The following is a 24,158-nucleotide window of genomic DNA, read 5'->3' on the forward strand; positions in this document are numbered from 1 at the left end:
AAAAAAGGTAGTATACTTATTTTATAAGTGGATTGTTACTGTTAGGCAGGCAGAACCTTGGTTAATAAATATGATTATTTTTTCGTATTTAATAATCAAGGTTTTTTCTATCTAAAAATGATGACTGTTAATGGGAGTTTGAAAAAATGAAGATAAAAAAAATTTTGAATAATAATGCTATCATTTCAGAAAATGACCAGAAGGAAGAAATTATCATAACAGGCAAAGGTGTAGCATTTGGGAAAAAGGCTGGAGATTTGATAGATAATGATAAAATTGAAAAGACATTTATTTTAAAGCATAATGAAACATCAGAAAAATTTAAGCTCCTTTTAGAAGACATACCTGTGAATTATGTTTCAATTTCCTATGACATTATTGAATATGCAAAAAATATACTGAATGTTCAATTTAATGATTTTATTTATGTAACATTGACAGATCATTTGAATTTTGCAATTCAAAGGCACAAGGAAAATATAAGTTATGTGAATGCTCTTCAGTGGGAAATAAAAAAATTTTATCCAAAAGAATATGGAGTTGGATTAAAAGCTCTGGAATTTATAGATGATGAGCTAGGAATAAAGTTTTCTGAAGATGAGGCGGCAAATATTGCTCTGCATCTTGTTAATGCCAAGATTAACAATAAAAATGAAATTAGGGAAACGATGCAGCTTGTAAAAATGACACAGGATATTCTGAACATTATAAAATATACATTTGGAATTGAACTGGATGAAAGCAGCCTTAGTTATGAAAGATTTATGACACATTTGAAATTTTTCTTTCAAAGAATTATGAAAAATACCCAGATAAATGATGATAATGACTTTATTTATCAGGAAGTAAGGAAAAAATACATCAAAGCTTATCAATGTGCTGAAAAAATTGAGAATTATTTTTTTAAAATATATAAAAGAAAATTATCAGAAGAAGAGAAAACATATTTAGCGATACATATTCAAAGAATAACACAAAAATAATAAATATAAAGGATTGTGACTATTAAATTAGGCAAGACCGAGAATAAAAAAGTTTATTTTTATAATAGAATGACTTTAAAATTGAAATTATAAATTATAAAAAAGTTCAATTTTAAGGGGTTTTAGTATAAAAAATTAAATCAACTTTTTATTGTCGAGTTTTGCCTTTTTATTTTGAAAAAATTAATAAATAAAAAAATATTTGTTTAGGAGGTTGTCGTGTGAAGAAATACGAAAAATTATCGAAAGATATTGTGGAAGCAGTGGGAGGAAAAGAAAATGTTATTAGCTTGCATCATTGTGTAACAAGGTTGAGATTTAAACTGAAAAGCAATGATAAGGCTGCTATGGAAAGATTGAAAAAGATGGATGGGGTAGCTACTGCTTTAATAAGTGGAGAGCAATTTCAAGTTGTAATTGGGAATCATGTTGCTGATGTATTTGATGAAGTTTTGCCACTTCTGGGGTTAAGTGGGAATGAAAAAAAGGAAGAGCCTAAAAGAGAAATAAAAAGTATCAAGGATGTTTTAAATATTCTAATTGATGTGCTTAGTAAATTATTTCAACCAATATTAGGAACAATGGCTGCGGCTGGGATGTTAAAGGGTATTGCAGCAATTTTAATATCATTAGGTGTATCAAATACGGATGGTACATATTTAACAATACAGGCTGCAGGAGATGGATTATTTCAGTTACTTCCTGTATTTCTAGCTTGGACTTCAGCTGACTGGTATAAAAAGGTAATTGCAAGTAATGGAGAAAATTTGGATTAATATTTTTTGAGTAATTTTATATTATTTTCCATTTGAATGGAAGCTTTTTTACAAGAAATCAAGATTCCTTATTGATAAATAAAAAATTTTTTAAATAGGTTTTAGTATTAATAAAAATAAAAATGGTGCTATTTATTTTTTGAAAAATTAACAAATATTTAGCACCAAATATTTTTTATTTAACTCAAATTATTTTTTTTAATTTTTTAAAAACTTCTCCAATATTTTCATGTATAACTAAATTTGCAAAATGATCCTGTTCGGTTTTAGATTTATTTATTAAAACAAGATTTTTTCCTTGAAAGTATTGAACTAAAGAAGCAGCTGGATATACAACAAGCGAAGTTCCGCCTATAATTAGTGTATCGGCTCTTGATATTTCATTTATTGCATTTCTAAAAGTATCTGGATCTGGCACTTCTTCATATAAAGTAACATCTGGTTTTATAGTTCCTTTACATTTTGGACAATGTGGAATACTTTCAGTTTTGCAGATTTCTAAAAATTCTTCTAAATTATATTTATTGCCACAAATGACACAAGTATTTTTATCAATTGTTCCATGCAGTTTTAAGACATTTTTACTGCCAGCCATTTCGTGAAGGCAATCAATATTTTGAGTTACTATAGCCGTTAATTTTCCATTTTCTTCTAATTTTGCCAAGTATTTATGGGTAAAGTTGGGTTTTGCTTCTGGATAAACAAGATGTTTTTTGTAAAAGTCGTAAAATTCTTCTGGGTATTTTTCGTACATTGTGTGGGAAACAAGCTCTTCTGGAGAAAAATTTCTGTCTAATTTTAAATTATAAACTCCATTTGCACTTCTAAAATCGGGAATTCCTGATTCTGTAGAAACTCCCGCACCTCCAAAAAAAACGATTCTTTTACTTTCATCAATTATTTTTTGAAGTAAGTTTATTTTATCCATTTTTTTATCACCTTGCTTTTTATTTTTTGCTTTATTTTTATTATTTTAATTTAAAAAATTATAAATATTTCAATTTTCCTTTAAAATCCTCAATAGTTTTATATCCCTTTTTATCCATAATAGCCTTTAATTCATTAGTTATTCTTTCAAAGGCAGAAGGGCCTTCCTTGTGTAAAGTAGTTCCGAGCTGAACCATGCTTGCTCCACATAAAATATGTTCAAAAGCATCCTGACCTGTAAGAACTCCTCCTGTTCCAATAATTTGAATAGATGGATTTAATCTTTTATAAAATGCGTGAACATTGGCAAGAGCTGTGGGCTTTATGTATTCTCCTCCGATTCCTCCAAATCCATTTTTAGGCTTTATTACAACACTTTCATCTTCAATTACAAGTCCATTTCCAATGCTGTTTACACAATTTATAAATGTCAATGGAAATTTGTTAAATACTGTGGCCGCCTGGTCAAAATGAACTATGTCAAAATATGGAGGCAATTTTACTCCAAGTGATTTTTTAAAGTATGAGAAAATATCTGTCAGTAAATTTTCTGTAGTTTCCATATCGTAGGCAATTTGTGGCTTTCCTGGAACATTTGGACAAGATAAGTTAAGTTCTGTAATTCCGTTAAAATCACTTTCCTGAACTTTTTTCAATAATGTGTGGGTATCTTCAGTCGACATTCCCACAAGTGAGAAAAAGAAAGTTCTATCTGGATGTGTTTTTTGTAATTCTAATAGATAATCTAAATAATAATCGAATCCTAAATTTGGAAGTCCCATTGAATTTATGCTTCCTAGAGCCGTGTCATGATATCTAGGTTCAGGGTTTCCTGGTCTTGATTGCAATGTAGCAGTTTTAGTAACAAATGTTCCAGCTGCGGAATTTATCACTTGTTCAAGTTCATTTTTATCGTAACAGTAAACACCAGCTGCATTCATAAAGCAGTTTCTAAATTCAGAGTTACCTATTTTTGTTTTTGTAGTTGCCATTTTTCCTCCTAAATTATTTTTATTGTGAAATTATTTTTTGCTTATAAAATTTTATTAATAGATTTGTTCAATAAATTAGTCTTTACTGACAAGGGGTCTTGACCCCTTGTTTCATAATATTTATTTTATAAAGTTTTAGATATATGTAGTTTTGAATACTAATATAGCATTTTAATTTTTTAAAAAATATTTAAAATATATTATTGTTATTACTTGATTTTTATTTTTGCATTTCATATTTAAATTTTTATTGAAATTATACATGTAAAGCTGATTTATAGTATTGGATAGCTATTTTTAGTTGTTCAGCTTCTTCGTAAAGTTTTGCAACTTCAATAATATTATCTGAAATTTTTAAGTAACTGTTTTCTTTTAGATTTTGTTCAGCCTTCTCAAATTTACCTAATTTTATACAGCATTTTCCAAAATTAAATTTAAGTTTTTCCTCATCAATTTTTTTCATATCAATTTTTGTATTTGTACGTTTTCTTCCTTCAAAGAAGTGAGAATAATTTGTATAAGCAAGATTATAGTTTTTTTCATCAGCAAATATATTTCCCAGCAATACAAATGATTCTAGATGATTTTCATCTGCAAGTAAAGTTAAATAGTGCTTTGTAAGTGTTTGATTTTGTTTGTCTGCATAAAGTTTGTAAAGTACTTCCTGGGCTTTTTTACTGTCGTAGGTATCGGCTGCTGTTTTTAGGTGTTTTTCAGCAGTTTCGATATCCTGTTTTTCTCCGTATAGTTTTCCAAGTAGATAATAGGCTTCTCCGTTATCTTTGGCTTTATGTAAGTATTCTTCTGCTAATTCAATTTGTCCGTTATCATAATAAATTTTAGAAAGTAGCACTTGGGCTTCTTGATCTCTTTCATCTGCTGCAGGCTTTAAATAATCCAATGCAAGATCTTTTTTATTATATTGGTAATACAAGTTTCCAAGATTATAACGAGATTTCTGATTACCATTATTTATAGCTTGTTTATAGTAATATTCTGCCAATTCAAAATTCGCTTTTCTCTTATAAACCGTTCCAAGTTTATCTTGTAGCTGAAAATCTCCACCATCGGCAATCTTTTTTAAATATTTTTCTGCCAAATTTAATTTGTCATATTTTAAATAAATGTCAGCAAGAATAAAAACTGCATTTCTATTTCCACTTTTAGCAGCTTCTTTTAAATATTTTTCCGCCAATGTGTCGGAACCGTTATCATAATAATTTTTTCCCATTTGATACAGTCGTTCAGAGTCATTGTTGTCATTAAAATTATCAAATTCCAAGTTTTCCATAAAAATAAGCCTCCTATATTTTTGTTATTTTATTTTTATTTTTTCAAATATTTCAATTTTAAAAAATTAAATCATCATTACATTATACTATATTTTTTTATATTTGTCATAATATTTTAAAAAAACAGCAAAATTTTTATATTAATTAATTTTAAAAATAATTTTAACAGAATTTATCAATAAATTATGTATTTATTTTTTTGTATATTAATAATTTTTTTTATTAACTTGATTTTTTCAAATTTCAAGTTAAAATTTAGTATAGGAGAAGTTTAAAAAGTACAAAAAAGTAGAAATATATAGGGAGGAAACTGTTATGAGAATATATGACAGCAGCAATATTAGAAATATTGGAATTCTAGGACATAGTGGGTCTGGAAAGAGTAATATGGTAGAAGGATTGGAATTTACTGCAGGGATTACTAACCGAATTGTGGGAAATGAAAATGATACTAAAATTACAAGCTCTTTAAGTCTCCATGCGGTGGAATATCAAGGGGCCAAGTATAATTTTGTGGATATTCCTGGGTATGGCGATTTTTTTGGAGAAGTTGAATCGGGGCTCGCGGCAGTTGATGGAGCAATTATTATTGTTGATGGAACTACAGATTTGACAGTCGGGACTGAAACGGCTTTGGAATTGACTGATAGTAGAAATATTCCGAGAATTATTTTTGTGAATAAAATTGATAATGAAAAGGCTGATTATGAAAAAATTCTTTCACAATTGAGGGAAAAATATGGGAAACGGATTGCACCGTTTCATGTTCCTTGGGGAAGTGGAGAAAACTTTAGGGGACATGTTAATGTAGTTGATATGTTTGCAAGAGAATTTGATAAAGGGAAAAATGAATGTCAGACTGTAGAAATGCCGACTGATATGGATGATGAAATAAATTCTGTACGTGAAATGCTTTTAGAAGCAGTTGCAGAAACTGATGAAGAATTAATGGATAAATACTTTAGTGGAGTTGAGTTTACGACTGCTGAAATTCATCGTGGACTTAGACAAGGAGTACTTGATTGTTCGGTAATTCCAGTAATCTGTGGTTCAACTTTAAAAAATATTGGGCTTCATACGACTTTTGATGTAGTAAAAGATTTCTTGCCATCGCCTGATGATAATGAAAAAGTACAGCCAGAAAAAGACGAATTTGTATGCCAAATTTTTAAAACAACAATTGATTCTTTTTTAGGAAAAGTTTCTTATGCCAAAATTTACTCTGGTGAAATTAAACAAGATAGTGAAGTTTTTAACTTGAATAGAAAAACGAAGGAAAAAATTGGGAAAATTAATACGTTTGTGAATAATAAAATGGATGAGATTCAAAAGGGAATTGCAGGAGATATTGTGGTATTTTCAAAATTTAATAGTACAAAAACTTCTGATACGCTTTCAACTAATGAAAAAAAAGTGCCGTTAAGAGATATAACTTTTCCTAAACCACAATTATTTGTGGCAATAGAGCCATTGAATAAAAATGATGATGAAAAAATGTCATCTGGATTGAATCGTTTGATGGAAGAAGATCCGTCATTTATTTGGCATAGAAATCTTGAAACAAGTCAAACGGTTCTTGGAGTACAAGGAGAACTTCATTGTGCGACAGTTATAGAAAAATTGAAGGCAAAATTTGGAATAACGATAAAAACTGTGGAATTGAAAGTGCCTTACAGGGAAACAATTAAAGGAACTTCTGATGTTCAAGGAAAATACAAGAAACAATCTGGAGGACACGGACAATATGGGGATGTTTTGATTAAATTTTCATATGCAGATGAAGATTTTGTATTTGAAGAAACAATTACAGGTGGAAGTGTTCCAAAATCATATATTCCAGCTGTTGAAAAAGGATTGAGAGAATCATTAAAAGAAGGAGTTCTTGCAGGATATCCAGTGACTAATGTAAAGGCTGTTTTATACGATGGTTCTTATCACGATGTGGATTCTTCTGAATTAGCATTCAAAATTGCAGCAAATTTAGCTTTCAAAAAAGGAATGCTTGAGGCAAAACCAATATTGCTTGAACCAATCATGGAACTTATAATTATTGTTCCAGAAGAATATATTGGGGATATAATGGGAGATATTAATAAAAAGCGTGGACGTGTTTTAGGAATGGAAGCTCACAAAGGTACAAAACAAAAAATTATTGCTGAAGCTCCAATGTCTGAAACTTTCAAATATGCGAATGAATTGAAGGCAATTACGCAAGGTCGTGGATATTTTGAAATGAAACTTGTGAGATATGAAGAATTGATGGGAGATTTAGCACAAAAAGTAATTGAAAAGAGACAAAAGAAAAAATAGTTTTAAAAAATTTTTGAATGAAGTTTAACATAAATAGGAATTCCTGATAAGTAATAATTATTGGGAATTTTTTTATAAAAAATACAAGGAGCTTAAAATTAATTAGCTCCTTGAAATAAAGAAAAAATTTATTTTAAAAGTTTATCAAAAATAATAAGGGCTTATATTCTTTGTTCAGTTCTTGAAATAATATCATTTTGTGTAGTTCTGTCAAGTGTAACAAATTGAGCACAGTATCCAGCAACTCTTACGATAATATCCCTGTGTTTTTCAGGTTCAATTTGAGCCTGTTTCAATGTTTTTCCTGAAATAATGTTAAATTGAATATGCCATCCTTTTGAACTTATAAATGATTTTATTATATTTACAAATTTTTCAAACTGTTCTGGAGTATTTACCAATTCTGGTGAATATTTCTGATTTAATAACTGTCCACCTGTGATCATCAAAGTTGGCAATTTATTTACAGAATTTAATACTGCTGTAGGACCGTTTGTGTCAGTTCCTTGAGTTGGAGAACCTCCTTCAGCTGCAGGAGTATAAGCGTATCTTCCGTCTGGAGTTGCACCGCTCACTGTTCCCATTGGCACATTTGAAGAGATTCCAGATGTTGAAACTCCATAACCACCGTTGATTGGTCCTCTTCCGTATCTTGTATTATGGTATTTCTGAATTTCATCAATGTATGTCCAATAGATGTTTGTAGCAAATTCATCCACTTCATCAATATCATTTCCGTATTTAGGAACTTCTAACAATATTTTTCTGATTCTTTCTCCATTTTCACCTTCATAATTTGTCTGAAGTGCATTGTAAACTTCTTCTTTTGTCAAGATTTTTTTATCAAAAACAGTTGTTTTTAGAGCATATAGTGAATTTGCAGCATTTGCAATTCCAACTTGAAGTCCTGAAATAATGTCGTAAACAGCTCCACCCTCTTTTGCTGAAAGTCCTCTTCCAATACAGTCATCAACTAAACTTGATAATAAAATATCAGGAAAATCTTCCAAATGTGTATCAGCCAGCACATCAAGAGCAACTGATAATTTTGTATAATGTTTCATATATTTTTTCCAAGCTTCCCATAAATCTTCGTAAGTTTCATAGTCAGTCAATTTCCCAGCTTTTAATAATTGAAGTCCAGTTCTAGCATCATAACCATCATTTAATACAAGTTCAGTAGCCTTTACAAAGTTTAAAAATGTCATTCCAGTACATCTATATCCCCATTTTCCAGGAACAGCCACTTCAACACATCCAACCATTGAGTAATTATAGGCATCTTCGATTTTTACGCCTTTATTTAATAATGCAGGAACTATTATTTCATCTGTGTGCATTGCAGGCATTCCATAACCTGTTGCAGCCACTTCAGCACATTTTCTAATAAATTTTTCTGGAGAATTTATATGAAATCTTGCAGATAAATTTGGCTGTGTAAGCTTGTTTTCTGCAACACTTTCTAAAATTAAGTAGCTCAATTCATTTGTAGAATCTTTTCCACTTGGAGTTGATCCTCCAATTGTAACATTCTGATAAGTCGGATAACCTGCACCATAACCGGAATGTGAAGTTGAACGGACTTTTATTACAGAGTAAAGTTTTACCCATAGACATTGAAGCATTTCTTTTGCAAATTCTCTGTCTAAATCTCCTTCCAGCACATCTTTTTTATAAAGTGGATACAAATATTGATCTACCCTTCCAAGAGAAGCTGAATGTCCGTTGCTTTCAATCTGAATTACTAAATGAATAAACCAGATTGCCTGTACTCCTTCCCAAAATGTTTGAGCAGGATTTTCAGGTACATTTAGGCAATTTTTGTGAATTTGAAGTAATTCTTCTTTTCTCTGAGAATCTGTTTCCTTTTCAGCAAGTTCTTTTGCCAAATTTGCAAATCTATGAGCAAAATCAATAGTTGCCTGAGCCACAATTTGTACAGCCTTTAGAAAGTCAATTTTATTGTATCCTCCATAAACTGTAATATCCACTTTTTCCATAGAAGCTTTAGCTTCTTCGATTACACCCTTCAGACCTTTTGTCAGAACTTTTTTGAAGTCAGGAACAATGTGTCCGTCACCAGAAGTCATGTTTCCTTCCCCATGAATAATTTTCACAATTCCAGCTTCTTTTATTTCCTGTGGCATCTGAGCGTGAGCTTTATCTTTTAGTGTTTTTCCTCGCCACCATTCACATATTTCCAAAAGTTCAGGAATTTCTTCTTCAGGAATTCTAAATTTATCTCCATCACGGTGATCAAAGTTTCCTTTTGTATTAATTTCATCTATAATCCAGTCTACTGCATATTCTGGGAAAAGAGGCGCTGTTCTTTCATCTACGGACTGATTTCCTGCAATAAGTTCCCCATCTTTTATGTAAATTGTCATATTTTCCAGAATTTCTTTAACTGCATAAGCACGAACCATATATTTTGATTCCCCTTCATGTTCCTTATATGCCTTTGTTAAAAGCCTACCTCTTTCGACACTGACACCAGGGAATTTTGATAAAGCCGATTCTCTTAATTTTTTCACTCTTTCACTTTTTAAAACAAATTCTCTCATTGCTTTTCCCTCCAATATATTTTATTATTTATCTTTAATTTTTGTGTTATCCATTCAGTTTTGCCTTTAAACCATAACTTTTCATTATTTGTAAAGCATTATCAAGTTCTTCCTGTGTATGTTTTTCAAGTGTTTTCATCGGATACGGCATTCTTAGTTTTCTATATTTTTCAAGTCCCATTGTATGATAAGGAAGAATATTTATTTCCAGCAAATTTAATTTTTTCAAGAACTTTGCTGTTTCATGAATATTTTTTTCATCATCATTTATCCCTTTTATAAATGGGAATCTCATAATGATTTTTTTATGCCATTTGGAAAGTTTTGTAAGATTTTCTAAAATTATTTCATTTGAAACAGCGGTATATTTTTTATGTTTTCCACTATCCATATGCTTTATGTCAAATAAAATTGTATCTGTCAATTTTGCCAATTTTTCAAGCTCTCTGTAACTTCCATATCCAGTAGTTTCTATCGCTGTATTAACATACTCTTCTTTTAATTTTTCAAAGAGTTTTATCGCAAATGCCGAATTTACAAGCACTTCTCCGCCACTTAATGTAACTCCTCCTCCAGAATTTCTATAAAAATTTTCATCCTTCATCACAATTGTAAAAACTTCTTCCAGAGTCATGTCTTTTGCAACTTTTTTTAATGTACTTGTAGTGAGGCAGTCAGAACATGAAGTTCTGTTTCCTTTATAAAGAGAGCCGTCATAATCCCAAAATTCATTTTCCAGCTTCTGTGTTTCAGGATTGGAACACCACAGACATCTAAGCAGACATCCTTTAAAATACACGACTGTTCTGATCCCAGGCCCATCAAATGTAGCTCCTCTTTCAATGTCTGTAACTAATGCTCTCATACGTTTCACCCTTCTTTTTTTCTTTAAAAATATCTTTTTATTTCATTTTATTTCTTTATATTTCGATTTTATCCTGTTTTTGAAAATTTGTCAATAGTTTTATTTAATTTTCTAAAAAAATTTATAAAAAACCTGCAATAAATAATAATTGCAGGGAAAAAATTATTTTTTCATTTTGGGGTGTTATCTTCTACTTAGGATGTAGTAAATAACCACAAGTTGAACTAATATAAAAACTATATCCCGTTCCATTTGGACATCACCCCCAATCATAATATGAATTAGGCAACGAACCCAAAAATATTATAGCAAAACTTAATACAAAAAGCTAGTTCAAATTGAACTAGCCCTTGTCGTTGTTTTTTTCATATTATGATTGTTTCTTTGCATGTTAATTATAACATAAAGAAAGTAATTATTCAATCAAAATTTTTAGAAAAGTTGAAAAAAAGCATTGACTTTTCTTAAATTATGTATTAAAATAACATCGAAATAAAACGAAACTAATTAAAATATTAAATTATTATTTCAATAAAAAAAGAGAGAGGATGATGAGAGTGCAATATTTTATTGATACAGCGAATTTGGAGAGTATAAAAAAAATTAGTGATATTTTTCCGATAGCAGGGGTTACTACAAATCCTACTATTATTGCGAAGGAAAAAAGAGATTTTAAAGAGATTATAAATGATATTTTTGATATTATTGGAAGAGACAAGATTGTGCATGCACAGGCTGTGGGAAGTACAGCTGAAATAATGGTAAAGGAAGTGCAGCTTTTACGTGATACGTTCGGAGAAAATTTTTATACAAAAATTCCTGTAACACCTGAAGGGATAAAAGCCATGAAGATTTTATCAAAAGATGGTCATAAAATAACTGCAACAGGGATTTTGTCACCACAACAGATAATTATGGCGGCAGAAGCAGGGGCAGAATACATGGCTCCATATATTAACCGTTCTGACAATATTGGGGAAAATGGAATTGAAATTGTAAAAGATGCTTATAAAATTCTTGAGATGAATAAAAAAACGGATGAAGAAAAATTGGCGCAGTATAAAAGAATTTTTGAGCCTAAAATATTAGGTGCTTCGTTTAAAAACGTAAGACAAGTTCACGAAACAATTCTAGCTGGTGCAAAATCAGTAACTGTAGCTCCAGATGTTTTTGAAAAGTTAATTTACCATCCTTATACAGACTGGAGCATGGATACTTTTAATTCAGATTGGGAAAAAGTTTATGGAGATAAGACATTGCTTGATTTATTATAGTTCTGGCTTCTTGAACTTTTCAAGACTTAGTTCTGGCATAATTAATAGACTTGCTCAGAAACTATATTTATTTGAAATTTAACAAAAAGACAGCAAGAAGTCTCCGACTTCTATAAGTGGGAGATGAATTGCTTTTTTTGTAAAAAAATTGAAAAAAGGATACACCTATGATACAATTTTTGTGTAAAATATTGAAGAGAAGTCATTAAAAATAATATTCAAAATTAAAAGGAGGTGTAATTTTGTGAAATATAATTTAGCATTCAAATACAGGATTTATCCAAATAAGGAACAAGAATTGTTGATAAACAAGACTTTTGGATGTGTTCGTTTTATTTACAATACAATTTTGTATACTGCGAATAAAATTTATGAAGAAACTGGAAAAAATAAAATAATTACACCTGCCAGTTTGAAAAGTGAAAATCAATTTTTAAAAGAAGTGGACAGTCTAGCACTTTCAAATACTCAATTGAATGTAAAACGATCGTTTACAAATTTTTTTCAGAAGAGAGCGAAGTTCCCAAGGTTCAAATCTAAAAAGAATAATGTTAAAAGTTATACGACAAATTGTGTGAATAATTCAATACGAATTGAGGAAACAAAATATTTGGTTTTGCCAAAATTGAAAAGAGTAAAATTAAAATATCATAGAGAAATACCGAAGGATTACAAGATAAAGTCAGTAACATTGACAAACAGTAATGGAAATTACTATGTTTCTGTTTTGACAGAATTTGAAAAAGAAATTCAAAAAATACCAAGTAATGATAAAGTGATTGGACTTGATTTTTCAATGTCTAAATTATTTGTCAGTTCTGAAAACCAAAGGGCTGATTATCCGAAATATTTTAGGATATTGGAAGAAAATTTAAAGAAATTACAGAAATCATTATCAAGAAAAGTGAAATTTTCTAAAAATTGGTATAAGCAAAAAGTGAAAATATCAAAATTGCATGAATATATCAAAAATTGTCGAAGAGATTTTCTACATAAATTATCGAAAAAATTATCTGAAGCGTATAATGCTGTGGTTGTTGAGGATTTGAATATGAAAGGGATGAGCCAGGCATTAAATTTTGGGAAAAGTGTAGGAGATAATGGATGGGGAATATTTTTGAGGATGCTTGAGTATAAACTGATGTTTTTAGGGAAACAATTTTTGAAGATAGATAAATGGTTTCCGTCATCGAAAACTTGTAGTAGATGTGGAAATGTTAAAGAGGAACTGAAATTATCAGAAAGAAGTTATAAATGTGAGTGCTGTGGAATTGAAATTGATAGAGATTACAATGCGGCACTGAATATAAGAGATGTTGGAAAAGAAATGTTGAAATATTAAGAAATAAAAAAACAGGGCAGGGACTGCCCGAAGAGCTTGGTAAATATATTTGACTAGCAAAAGCAGATACTTCCCAAGAAGCTCCCGCTTCTAAAAGCGGGAGTAGTTCACTAAAACAAACATTCTGAAGCAAGGGGCTTGACTCCTTGTTAAATAAAAAAATTAAGTTAGCGAATAGATCTAATAAAGTTTTGAAAATTTTGCTGTAATTTGGATAATTATAAAGAGTATTGGAGATTTGGTATGTTTTTGGATGAAAGACTGGAAAAAATATTAGAAATTTTAGAAAATGAAAAGAAAGTAAAAGTTACTGATTTGGCAGAAAAATTTAATGTTTCAGAAGTTATTATAAGAAAAAATTTGAAAAGGCTAGAGCAGGAAGGGAAATTGAAAAGAACTCATGGAGGTGCGATTTTACTAAAGGAACTGGTACATTCAAGTACTCTTGAGGAAAGAATTATAAATAGAACAAAGCAAAAGGAAATCGTTGCAAGAAAAATTATAGAAAATATTGAAAATGGAGAAACAATCTTTTTTGACATTACAAGTATAAATTATATTGCGTCAGAATATCTTGCAAATTCTGAAAAGGAAATAACTCTTATTACAAATATGCCTAGTATTACCACACATTTTAATAAAAATTCTAAAGTGGACATTATAATGATAGGCGGGGAGTATAATAAAAAAGTAGGTGGCAATGTTGGAAGTGAAGCGATTAATTATATAAAAAGATATAATGTTGACAAGGCTTTTATCGGAAGTGCCGGGATAGATCTGGAAGCTGAAAAAGTTATGAATTTTGAATTAAATGATGGAAATACAAAAAAAGAAATAATGAAAATTTCTAAAAAAATATTTTTAGTGACTGAATATAAGAAATTAGGAATATTAGGAAGTTATAAATTCAGTAATTTGTCTGATTTTGATATTTTTATTTGTGAAAAAAATAAAAAGGATTATTTGGAAAACTATAAAAAAATTTTTGATGAATGTGAAGTTGAAATTATATAGACTTAGGGTTTGAGTAAAATAGTCATACTTTTTGAGTTCGGCTTTAAATCAGTTTTACTATAAAATAAATTATGAAATTATAAAATAAAAAGTGTACCAATAGACTTTAATGTTTAAAGGTACATTTTTTTAAAAAGAGAATTTAGTTTAAATTGAATAAATTTAGCTAATATCTCAAATAATTTATAATAACCATAAAAATAACAATTATAAAAATTAGAAAAATAATTTTTTTTGTAATATTTATAAGAATTTTAAATAATAATATGAATATAATTAATGCGATTAAAAATTTTAGATCCATTTATAACGCCCCCTTTTTATAAAAGAATAATTTATTTTTTTATTATTTCAATTACTTCTGACATTGATTTTAAATTATTTGCCAATCTTTCAAAATCTTCACGGCTTCTTATTGTTATTCTTAAATGTATAAGTATTCGTCTGTTTCCATTTTCTTTAAAAGAGTTTGTATTTACATTTAAAAGGCTCATTTTATATTCATTTAAAATTCGGATTATATCTAGAAGCAATCCATTTCGATCTGAAGCTTTTATTGTAAAGTTAAATTCGTATGTTGTATTGGCAGATATTGCAGATTTATCCCAGTAAACGTCAACTTCCCTTTCAGGTTCCCTTTCCATAAGGGAAATAAAGTTTTCACAGTCAGAGCGATGTATTGCAATTCCACGTCCTCGTGTTACATAACCTCTTATTTCATCGCCTGGAAGCGGACTGCAGCATTTTGCAAAACGGTACATTGTGTTTTCAGTTCCAGATATTTTAATACCGCCGTTATTTTTTTCCTTTTGTTTATTCGCCTTTTCTGTTTCTTCCTCAAGAACCTTTTCCAGGGCCTTTTCTTCCTTTTTCTCAAATTTATTTAAAAATCCGTCAAGTGACAAATCTCCAATGGCGAATCTGTAAAATAACGTCTTGTTATCAGGAATATTGAATTTTTTCATATAAAGGAAAACCCGCTCATCCTCAAGCATATCCTTTAATTTCAATCCAAGCCGTTCAAATTCCTTTTCTAAAATTTGTTCCCCTTCTTTAGACTTTTCTTCAAATTCCTTATCTTTGAACCATTTTCTAATTTTTACACGTGAACTATGGTTATTTACCATTTCTATCCAGTCTTTTCCAGGTCCTTTATTAATGCTTTTAGAAGTCATAATTTCAACTTTATCTCCATTTTTGAGCACCTGATTAAGCTGTGTAATTCTTCCATTTACCTTTACTCCAATTGTTCTATACCCAATTTGTGTATGAACTTGGAATGCAAAGTCAAGGGCAGTCGAATTTCTAGGCATTTCCACAACATCATCTTTAGGTGTAAATACAAATATTGTCTGTTTGAGCACATCTCCAGTAATCTCTTGGGCAAATCCTTTTTGCTCTTTTTCATCCATTTTTCTTTGAACAGAATCTGTTAATTTTTTTGCATCTGCATAAAATTTTTCATTTTTAGATTTTGATTTTTTTTCTTTATATTTCCAATGGGCTGCGACCCCTTCTTCTGCAATTTCGTGCATCTTTCTTGTTCTAATTTGGATTTCTACATTTTGGTCATTTGGACCTTTTACTGTTGTGTGAATAGATTGATATCCATTTGGTTTTGGCTGTGAAACATAATCCTTGAAACGTTTAAATACTGGAATAAATAAATCATGAATTATTCCAAGTACATTATAACACTCATTTTTCTTCTCAACGATAATTCTTATTGCGATTAAATCATGCAAATCTACAAATCTTTTTTCTTTTTCGTGCATTTTTCGGTAAATGCTGTATAAATGCTTTGGTCGCCCTGTAACTTCTCCCTTTATGTGATTTTTCTCAAGTTCTTCTTTTATTTTTTCAATGAATTTTGCCGTGTATTCCTCACGTTCTTTTCTTTTGGAATTAACAAGCTCTTTAATTTCATAATAGTCATCTGGATACAGAAATCTAAAACTTATGTCCTCCAGTTCCCATTTTATTCTAGCCATCCCGATTCTATGGGCAATTGGTGCGTAAATCTCAAGAGTTTCTTTAGATTTTTCCAGCTGTTTTTCAGGTGTCATATATTTTAGTGTTCTCATATTGTGAAGTCTGTCTGCCAATTTTATAACTACAACCCGAATATCTTCTGACATTGCAACAACCATTTTTCTTATATTTTCCAATTTTTTACTATTTGTTCTAGGCAAATTTCTAAGTTTTGTGACACCATCCACAAGTTTTCTAACATTTACTCCAAAATTATACTCTATATCCGCCAAAGATATAAGCGTATCTTCAACTACATCATGAAGTAACCCAGCCACAATCGTGTCTGTATCCATTCGCATATCAGCCAGTATTTCCGCCACTTCCACAGGATGTAAAATATAATCTTCTCCACTCTTTCTCTTTTGTCCCATATGTGATTCATAAGCAAGTGTAAAAGCCTCTGAAATTTTAATCATATCTACATCTAGTCCATTTTTTTTAATTGTATCTGTCAATTGCTGAAGTAGTTCATTATAAGTTTTATTTATTATTACAGGAACATTTGTATTTCCCATTTCCTCATCTGTCATTTTCCAGTCGTTTTTTAATTTACTTTTTTCATCCATTTCGTATTCATCTCCTTGTATCAAAAAACTTTTCAATAATTTATTTTTTTTATATCAAGTTTCATAAAAAATAGAATAATATTTTATTTATTTAGTAACAAGAGTTTTAACTGCTCGCTGAAAAGAATCTATAAAAAATATACTGTTTAAATTGTGAAATATATTGTATAATTTTTATTGAAACGGTAAGTTTGTTATAAATTTGAATATCTATTATTTATTACGTTCTTCTTGAAATTATTTTACTATATATTTAAAAAAAAATCCATTATAAAGTTTTATATTGTCAATTATTTTTTGTTTTGAAAGTCTAAATTATTGAAAAAATGTAAAAAATTAATATTTGTAAAGATATTTAATTTGATAAACAAATAAATTTATGATAAAATTAGTTTAAGAACTAAACATAAAAATTAAATATGTTCTATTTAATATATTTTATTCAAATTTTTCAGTTTATAAAATTTTTGAGAATTTGAATATATTCATAAAATTTTTGGAGGTAAAATTAACATGAGTTTATTAGAATTAAAAAATGTGAAATCGGAAGTAGAAGGGAAAGAAATCCTAAAAGGATTAAATTTAACTATAAATAAAGGGGAAGTTCACGTAATTATGGGACCTAATGGAGCTGGGAAGTCTACACTTGCAAGTATTCTTGTGGGGCATCCGAAACATGAACTGGTCTCTGGGGATGTTATTTTGGATGGAGAAAATATCAATGATGCTACTGTGGATGAAAGGGCTAAAAAGGGAATTTTTTTATCATTCCAATATCCTGAAGAAATACCGGGGCTTACTGTTGAGGATTTTTTGAGAACAGCAAAAGAAGCTGTTACTGGAGAAAAACAATATTTAATGCAATTCCATAATGAATTAGTAGAAAAAATGGAAAAACTTCACATTAATCCTGAATATGCAGATAGACACTTGAATGTTGGGTTTTCTGGTGGAGAAAAGAAAAAGAATGAAATCTTGCAAATGGCAATTTTAGAGCCAAAATTGGCTATTTTGGATGAAACTGATTCTGGACTTGACATTGATGCTACAAAGATTGTATTTGAAGGAGTTCAAAAATTGAAGACTAAGGATACAGCTTTGCTTATAATTACTCACTATGATAAAGTTCTTGACTATTTGAAGCCTGATTTTGTTCATATTTTAATGAATGGAAAGATTGTAAAGACAGGCGGACAAGAATTAGTGGAAAGAATTGAAAAAGAAGGTTATGCTAAAATAAAAGAAGAATTAGGATTATAAAATTTGATTACAGAATGGAAAGTGTGGGAATAATGGAAAATAGAAAAAAAACATATATTGCGGATATTGAGCGTGGTGTTTATGATATAAAGGATGAAGAGCATTATAGATATAAAGTTGAAAAAGGGCTTACTCCAGAAATTATTAAAAAAATTTCAGAAAGAAAAAATGAGCCTGAATGGATGAGGGAATTTAGATTAAAGGCATTGGAAGTTTATAATTCAAAGCCAATGACTGATTGGGGTCCAGATTTATCAGACCTTGACATGAATGACATTGTACATTATTTAGAGCCTGATTCGGCACCAATGAATGAAAATTGGGATGATGTGCCAAGCTATATAAGGGATACATTTGACAGGCTTGGTATTCCAGAAGCTGAAAAGCAGTCACTTGCGGGAGTAGGAGCACAGTATGACTCTGAAGTGGTTTATCACAGCGTTCATAAGGAACTGGAAGAACAAGGAGTGATTTATACAGATATTGAAACAGCAATTGTAAAATATGGAGATATGCTAAAGGAATATTTTATGACATTAATTACAGTCAATGACCATAAATTCGCAGCATTGCACGGAGCAGTATGGTCTGGAGGATCATTTATTTATGTTCCAAAAGGAGTAAAGGTAAAAATGCCATTGCAGTCATATTTTAGGCTAAATGCACCAGAAGCTGGACAATTTGAACATACCCTTATAATTGTTGATGAAGGGGCAGATTTACATTTTATCGAAGGATGTTCAGCACCTAAATATCAAAAAAATGCATTACATGCAGGAGCAGTGGAACTTTTTGTCAGAAAAGGGGCAAGATTAAGATATTCTACGATTGAAAATTGGTCAAGAAATATGTATAACTTAAATACAAAAAGAGCATTGGTGGAAGAAGACGGAGTAATAGAATGGGTGTCAGGATCATTTGGATCAAGAGTTTCTATGCTTTATCCAATGAGTATTTTAAAGGGAGATCGTTCAAGATGTGAATTTACAGGAGTTACATTTGCTGCAGCTGGGCAATATTTAGACACAGGATGTAAAATTATCCACCAAGGGAAGAATACAAGCTCTACGGTTCATTCAAAATCTATTTCAAAAAATGGAGGAACTGCTTTTTACAGAGGACTTTTAAAAGTCTTGCCAGAAGCGACAGGAACAAGATCAACTGTAGAATGTGAATCATTAATGCTAGATAATGAGTCGGCTTCAGATACAATACCAATAATTGATATAAATAACGATAGTGTGGATATTGGTCATGAGGCAAAAATTGGAAGAATAAGTGACGAAGCAATATTCTACTTGATGTCAAGAGGTATTAGCGAAGATGAGGCGAAGGCGATGATTGTAAGAGGATTTGTTGAGCCGATTTCAAAGGAATTGCCGCTTGAATATGCAGTTGAATTGAATAAGCTGATTGAATTGGAACTAGAAGGGACAATTGGATAATTAAAAGACTTTAGATCTGTTTGATAACTATATGGATTTAAAATTGTATAAAATGGATATTATCTAGCAAGGGGTCTTGACCCCTTTTCAAAAAAATTACAAATACATTTATTGCTTAAAAAATGAGAGGAGAGAAAATGTTAGAAAAATCAAGCATACAGAATCTTGATAACAGCGATTACAGATTAAAAATCTTTGAAGAATATAAAACGCTTGAAAAGGTTAATTGGAAAAGAGTAGGCTACCAGTATGAAGAACCTGAAGCATTTAAAGAATTTAATAATTTGGAAATAAAAAATGAAAATCAGGATGGAGTTGTTATAAAAAATATAAATGAGTCGTTAGAAGAACTGAAAAAATTGAAAAATGACAATGATTATGGATTAGGAGATTTTTTCAAAAAACAAAATTTTGCTTTTTATAACGAAGGGAAATATTTGAAAATTGGAGAAAGAAAAAAAATTGATAAGCCAATTTATTTAAATTATCATACAAATAAGGAAAATAACTTTTTAGTTGACTATAATGTAATTGAAGTGGCAGATTTTGCAAAAGTTACAGTAATTATTAATTATGATTCACTAGATGAAACACCAGTTTATCATAATGGAATTATCAAAGTGGTTACTGGAAGAAATTCAGAAGTAAAAATTATAAAAATACAGACATTAAATACAAAAAGCTCTAACTTTGAATCATCGAAAATTGAAACATTGGGACAAGGAAAAACTGAATACTATAGTGTGGAATTAGGTGGGAAAATTAATGCGATAAGTCATAAATCATATCTTGAAGAAGATTCATCAGAAGTTTATGTATGGCCTGCATATCTTGCTGATGAAGACAGAAAGCTGGACTTGGAATATTCGGTAGTATTTCGTGGACGTAGAACGATTGGGGAGCTTCAGGCAAGGGGAGCTGTAAAGGATACTGCTAAAAAGGTATTTCGTGGAAATCTTTACTTTAAGCAAGGTTCTAGCAAGTCTGAAGGGCGTGAAGGAGAATTTGCGATTTTGTTAAATGATGAAATTAAAGCTGATTCGATTCCAACGTTATTTTGCAGTGAAGATGACGTTATTGGAGAACATGCCGCTTCTGTTGGGAAAGTTGACGAGGCTAAATTATTTTATTTAATGAGCCGTGGACTCTCTGAAAGCAGGGCAAAAAAATTAATAGTCGAATCTTCATTCCGTCCAATAATGGATAACATTGATGATGAAAAATTGAGAGATAAATTATTTGATGAATTGGAAAGAAGAATTTAAAAAGGAAGTTAAGAAATAATAATATAAGTTTGAAAAAATACCCGCAAAGTGATATAATTTTGTATTACTTGTGGGTAAAATTGTAATTACAAGGAGGGAAAAATGGATTATAGAAAAGAATTTCCAATATTTAAAAATAGAGATAGCCATTATCTAGATACAGCAGCAACTTCACAAAAGCCAAAAAGAGTCCTAGATAAAATAATGGAATATTATGAAAAATATAATGGAAATCCAGGACGTGGTTCACATACATTGTCTATGGAAGCCTCAAATTTGATGGCAAATGCACGTAAAACTGTACAAAAGTTTATTAATGCAAAATATCCTGAAGAAGTGATTTTTACAAAAAATACGACAGAATCAATTAATTTAATAGCTTATTCCTATGGAATGGAATTTATAAATGAAAATGATGAAATAATACTGGGAGTTTCCAACCATCATGCAAATATCGTGCCATGGCAATTTGTGGCTAAAAAGAAAAATGCTAAGATAAAATTTGTTTATCTTACTGAAAATGGGCAGTTTGATATTGAAGATTTTAAAAGTAAATTGTCTGATAAGACAAAACTTGTGGCGATTTCTGCTGTGGTAAATGTTACAGGAGTTATTCAGCCAATAAAAGAGATTATCGAAATTACACGTAATAAAAATAAAAATGCACTTGTTCTTGTGGATGCTGCACAGTCAATGCTGCACTTTAGACACGATGTTCAAGATTTAGATGCAGATTTTCTCGTATTTTCAGGGCATAAACTGTTTACACCGATGGGAATTGGAGTTATGTATGGGAAAAAGGAGCTTCTTGAGAAAATGCCGCCTTTTTTGTATGGTGGAGATATGATTGAGTTTGTAACAGAGCAAAAATCAACATTTGCACAGCTTCCTAATAAGTTTGAAGGTGGGACTCAAAATGTGGAAGGAGCTGTAACTTTGGAGGAAGCGATTAATTTTATTGAGGAAATAAGTTATGAGAAAATCAATGAAATTGAAAATTCACTTACAAAAAATGCTTTGGAGAAATTGAAAAAATTGGATTTTGTCGAAACATATTTTACAAAGGATGTTGAACATACTGGAATTATTGCCTTTAACGTGAAAAATGTACATTCCCACGATGTGGCATTTATATTGGATTCTTATGATGTGGCAGTTCGTTCAGGGCATCATTGCGCTCAGCCTTTGATGAACTACTTGGGAATACCATCGTGCTGCCGTGCCAGTTTTAGCATTTACAATAACGAAGAGGATATTGATAAATTGATAGAAGGACTTTTAAAAGTAAAAGAAGTTTTTGAATTGTAGAGAAAAATAAAAAATAAAAATTGGAAAAGGAGGTTGTTATGAATTTAGAGAAAATTTATCAGCAGACAATATTAGAATACAGCAGACGTAGAGAATTAAACCGTGAAATTGAAAATCCAACATTTGCTGAAAGAGGGCATAATCCAAACTGTGGAGATGACTTAACTTTGGAAATAAAAACTGATGAAAATGATATAATAGCAGATGCTGCATTTATCGGGAGTGGATGTGCTATTTCAACAGCTTCTATGGCTATGCTGATTGACTTGATAAAAGGGAAATCAATGGAAGAGGCAAAGGAAAAAGTTGATTTGTTTTTTAAAATGATGAAGCAGGAGGAAAAGCTGACAAGGGAAGAAAGTAAAAAATTAGGAGATGCGGTACTTATGGAGTATGTAGCTCAAATGCCTGCGAGAGTTAAATGTGCTACGTTAAGTTGGCATTCCCTAAAAGTAATTGTGGAAAAAGACAGAAAGTATTAAAATTTACTATAAATTCTTAGCAAGGGGGAAGACCCCTTGTTATCAGATAATTAAAATTTAACTATATTAAACATCTAATTTTTTACCCAAATCAAATTTAAAGTCTCCAAATTTATTTATTTCTTTTGAAGGATTTATAGTAATCTCTTCTAAAATATTATATCCAACGTTAAGATAAGAAAGAAATATATCAGTTTCACAATGAGAACTTAGAAGACTCCAGAGATCAAGACTTGAAATTTTGAGATTTCCATTAATATTGTATTTTTTAGGTGAAATAAATGGTTGCAATTCAAAATTATCCTTAGTTATATTTTCTGCAATTTTTTCAGATATAGGATTTTCTAAATTATCAAAATTTGAAATTACATCTGTGTTTTTCATTATTGATTGCTCAGATAAACTGTTTTTTACATCTGAAAGAGTTTCAAGTCTAGGAGCGTTTATCGACATTATTAGATTTTTAAAATTTTGTGGCAAATTTCCAGGGATATTTGGAACATTAGTTGCTATCATTAGAAAGCCTGCATTTCGCTCTTTTGACAGTTTTAATAAAGTTTCATATTGTTCAGGTGTTGCAGAATGGATGACATGAACAATACGGTTTGCATTTTCAGGATTACTTTCAAAATTATAGGTTCTTGGTGTCCAATGGTTAATATAGTTGTCAGCAGATTGTTCGCTTGTTAGCCATAAATCAGAATATTTAGACATTTCATCGGTTATTGTGCCACCTGGGTTTGCAACTACAATTGAGTCAGGATATTTATCTTTTATATAATTATATATTTGTGCCATATAATCGACTTCTAGTGGATTTACCCCTGATGAAATTTCATCAATAAAAATTCCAGAAATATTGTCAGAACCGTAAAATTGTATATATTTATCAATTTCAGAAGTTATCATTTTAATACTTTTTGTATATTCATTTGTTGTAATATATCCTAAATTTTTGATTCCCATTTCTTTATTTTTTCTAATTTGTACAATGTATTCGTATTCTACTTTGTCAGAAGGTCCATTTTCAGGATTAATAATAACATAAGGAATTGTTATTCCAGTTTCAGAAGAATTTTTTAAGTTATTTTTTTTTTCAGATTCCGAAAAGGAATCATTAATTCGACTTTTATGAAAACCATTTGTATATTCAAAATCCACTTTAAATTCATCTTCATTTTTTAAATTATTTTTTATAATATCGTAAATTTCTTCATTTTTTGAAAATTCAGTATTCCTTTTATTCCTAGATAAGTTACCATTTGAAATATTTACAGATGGAGCATTATTTGATCCTATTTTTTCTCCAAATCCTAAACCTGTTACTCCTACTAAAAAAGATGGGATTAAATAATTATTATTTTTCAACTTTTTCTTCATATAAAACCTCCTTTTTAAAATTTTATCTCCTTTAAAAAATTCTTTTGACCAATAAAAAATTTTAAAATAATAAATTCGG

The 24,158-nt window shown here is 30.0% G+C and carries 18 protein-coding genes; 11 read left to right on the forward strand and 7 right to left on the reverse strand.

Annotation, left to right across the window (positions count from 1 at the left end):
- The first annotated feature begins 146 nt into the window (after positions 1–146).
- Together licT and FVE73_RS01875 are read left to right on the forward strand one after the other, a co-directional pair.
- Positions 147–983, forward strand: coding sequence for a BglG family transcription antiterminator LicT (gene licT / locus FVE73_RS01870; RefSeq protein ID WP_018499403.1), 837 nt, complete (start codon positions 147–149; stop codon positions 981–983).
- A gap of 221 nt (positions 984–1,204) precedes the next feature.
- Positions 1,205–1,759 (forward strand): PTS transporter subunit EIIB, encoded by a 555-nt coding sequence (locus FVE73_RS01875; protein ID WP_018499404.1) that lies wholly within the window; start codon positions 1,205–1,207, stop codon positions 1,757–1,759.
- 184 nt (positions 1,760–1,943) lie between these two features.
- On the opposite strand, the gene FVE73_RS01880 is transcribed toward FVE73_RS01875, so the two are convergent.
- The 3 genes from FVE73_RS01880 to FVE73_RS01890 form a co-directional block, all read right to left on the reverse strand.
- Positions 1,944–2,687 (reverse strand): NAD-dependent protein deacylase, encoded by a 744-nt coding sequence (locus FVE73_RS01880; RefSeq protein ID WP_018499405.1) that lies wholly within the window; start codon positions 2,685–2,687, stop codon positions 1,944–1,946.
- Between the two features lie 58 nt (positions 2,688–2,745).
- Positions 2,746–3,678 carry a dihydroorotate oxidase gene (locus FVE73_RS01885; RefSeq protein WP_018499406.1) on the reverse strand — a complete coding sequence of 311 codons (933 nt, stop codon included), beginning with the start codon at positions 3,676–3,678 and terminating at the stop codon, positions 2,746–2,748.
- A 256-nt stretch (positions 3,679–3,934) separates the two neighbouring features.
- The gene (locus tag FVE73_RS01890) at positions 3,935–4,969 is read right to left on the reverse strand and encodes a tetratricopeptide repeat protein (RefSeq protein ID WP_018499407.1); all 1,035 of its coding nucleotides are present in this window, start codon (positions 4,967–4,969) and stop codon (positions 3,935–3,937) included.
- 316 nt (positions 4,970–5,285) lie between these two features.
- On the opposite strand from FVE73_RS01890, the gene FVE73_RS01895 reads away from it, so the two are divergent.
- Positions 5,286–7,280 (forward strand): elongation factor G, encoded by a 1,995-nt coding sequence (locus FVE73_RS01895; protein WP_018499408.1) that lies wholly within the window; start codon positions 5,286–5,288, stop codon positions 7,278–7,280.
- A gap of 161 nt (positions 7,281–7,441) precedes the next feature.
- Here the strand turns inward: FVE73_RS01895 and FVE73_RS01900 are convergent, their stop codons facing one another.
- Positions 7,442–9,844, reverse strand: a complete 2,403-nt coding sequence (locus FVE73_RS01900; RefSeq protein WP_018499409.1) for a glycyl radical protein — start codon at positions 9,842–9,844, stop codon at positions 7,442–7,444.
- 46 nt (positions 9,845–9,890) lie between these two features.
- Positions 9,891–10,709, reverse strand: coding sequence for a glycyl-radical enzyme activating protein (locus FVE73_RS01905; protein ID WP_018499410.1), 819 nt, complete (start codon positions 10,707–10,709; stop codon positions 9,891–9,893).
- Between the two features lie 548 nt (positions 10,710–11,257).
- Between FVE73_RS01905 and FVE73_RS01910 the strand changes: the two genes are divergently transcribed.
- The 3 genes from FVE73_RS01910 (at position 11,258) to FVE73_RS01920 (ending at position 14,339) form a co-directional block, all read left to right on the forward strand.
- Positions 11,258–11,983: a transaldolase family protein gene (locus tag FVE73_RS01910; protein WP_039782529.1), complete on the forward strand. Its 726-nt coding sequence runs from the start codon at positions 11,258–11,260 to the stop codon at positions 11,981–11,983.
- Between the two features lie 244 nt (positions 11,984–12,227).
- A complete protein-coding gene (locus tag FVE73_RS01915; RefSeq protein ID WP_146997818.1) occupies positions 12,228–13,325 on the forward strand; it encodes an RNA-guided endonuclease TnpB family protein in 1,098 nt (365 codons plus the stop codon).
- A gap of 243 nt (positions 13,326–13,568) precedes the next feature.
- Positions 13,569–14,339, forward strand: coding sequence for a DeoR/GlpR family DNA-binding transcription regulator (locus tag FVE73_RS01920; RefSeq protein WP_018499547.1), 771 nt, complete (start codon positions 13,569–13,571; stop codon positions 14,337–14,339).
- 335 nt (positions 14,340–14,674) lie between these two features.
- On the opposite strand, the gene FVE73_RS01925 is transcribed toward FVE73_RS01920, so the two are convergent.
- Positions 14,675–16,939 carry a RelA/SpoT family protein gene (locus tag FVE73_RS01925; RefSeq protein ID WP_018499545.1) on the reverse strand — a complete coding sequence of 755 codons (2,265 nt, stop codon included), beginning with the start codon at positions 16,937–16,939 and terminating at the stop codon, positions 14,675–14,677.
- Positions 16,940–17,452: 513 nt separating this feature from the next.
- Between FVE73_RS01925 and sufC the strand changes: the two genes are divergently transcribed.
- The 5 genes from sufC (at position 17,453) to sufU (ending at position 22,699) form a co-directional block, all read left to right on the forward strand.
- Positions 17,453–18,199, forward strand: coding sequence for a Fe-S cluster assembly ATPase SufC (sufC, locus tag FVE73_RS01930; protein ID WP_018499544.1), 747 nt, complete (start codon positions 17,453–17,455; stop codon positions 18,197–18,199).
- A 14-nt stretch (positions 18,200–18,213) separates the two neighbouring features.
- Positions 18,214–19,644, forward strand: coding sequence for a Fe-S cluster assembly protein SufB (gene sufB, locus FVE73_RS01935; protein ID WP_018499543.1), 1,431 nt, complete (start codon positions 18,214–18,216; stop codon positions 19,642–19,644).
- Positions 19,645–19,781: 137 nt separating this feature from the next.
- A complete protein-coding gene (gene sufD, locus FVE73_RS01940; protein WP_018499542.1) occupies positions 19,782–20,909 on the forward strand; it encodes a Fe-S cluster assembly protein SufD in 1,128 nt (375 codons plus the stop codon).
- Between the two features lie 102 nt (positions 20,910–21,011).
- Positions 21,012–22,217, forward strand: a complete 1,206-nt coding sequence (locus FVE73_RS01945) for a SufS family cysteine desulfurase (protein WP_018499541.1) — start codon at positions 21,012–21,014, stop codon at positions 22,215–22,217.
- Between the two features lie 38 nt (positions 22,218–22,255).
- The gene (sufU, locus tag FVE73_RS01950; RefSeq protein ID WP_018499540.1) at positions 22,256–22,699 is read left to right on the forward strand and encodes a Fe-S cluster assembly sulfur transfer protein SufU; all 444 of its coding nucleotides are present in this window, start codon (positions 22,256–22,258) and stop codon (positions 22,697–22,699) included.
- Positions 22,700–22,765: 66 nt separating this feature from the next.
- Here the strand turns inward: sufU and FVE73_RS01955 are convergent, their stop codons facing one another.
- Positions 22,766–24,079 carry a spherulation-specific family 4 protein gene (locus FVE73_RS01955; RefSeq protein ID WP_018499539.1) on the reverse strand — a complete coding sequence of 438 codons (1,314 nt, stop codon included), beginning with the start codon at positions 24,077–24,079 and terminating at the stop codon, positions 22,766–22,768.
- Positions 24,080–24,158: the final 79 nt, after the last annotated feature.

The sequence above is a fragment of the Leptotrichia wadei genome, from assembly GCF_007990545.2.
In the GTDB taxonomy this organism is placed as follows: Bacteria; Fusobacteriota; Fusobacteriia; order Fusobacteriales; family Leptotrichiaceae; genus Leptotrichia; species Leptotrichia wadei.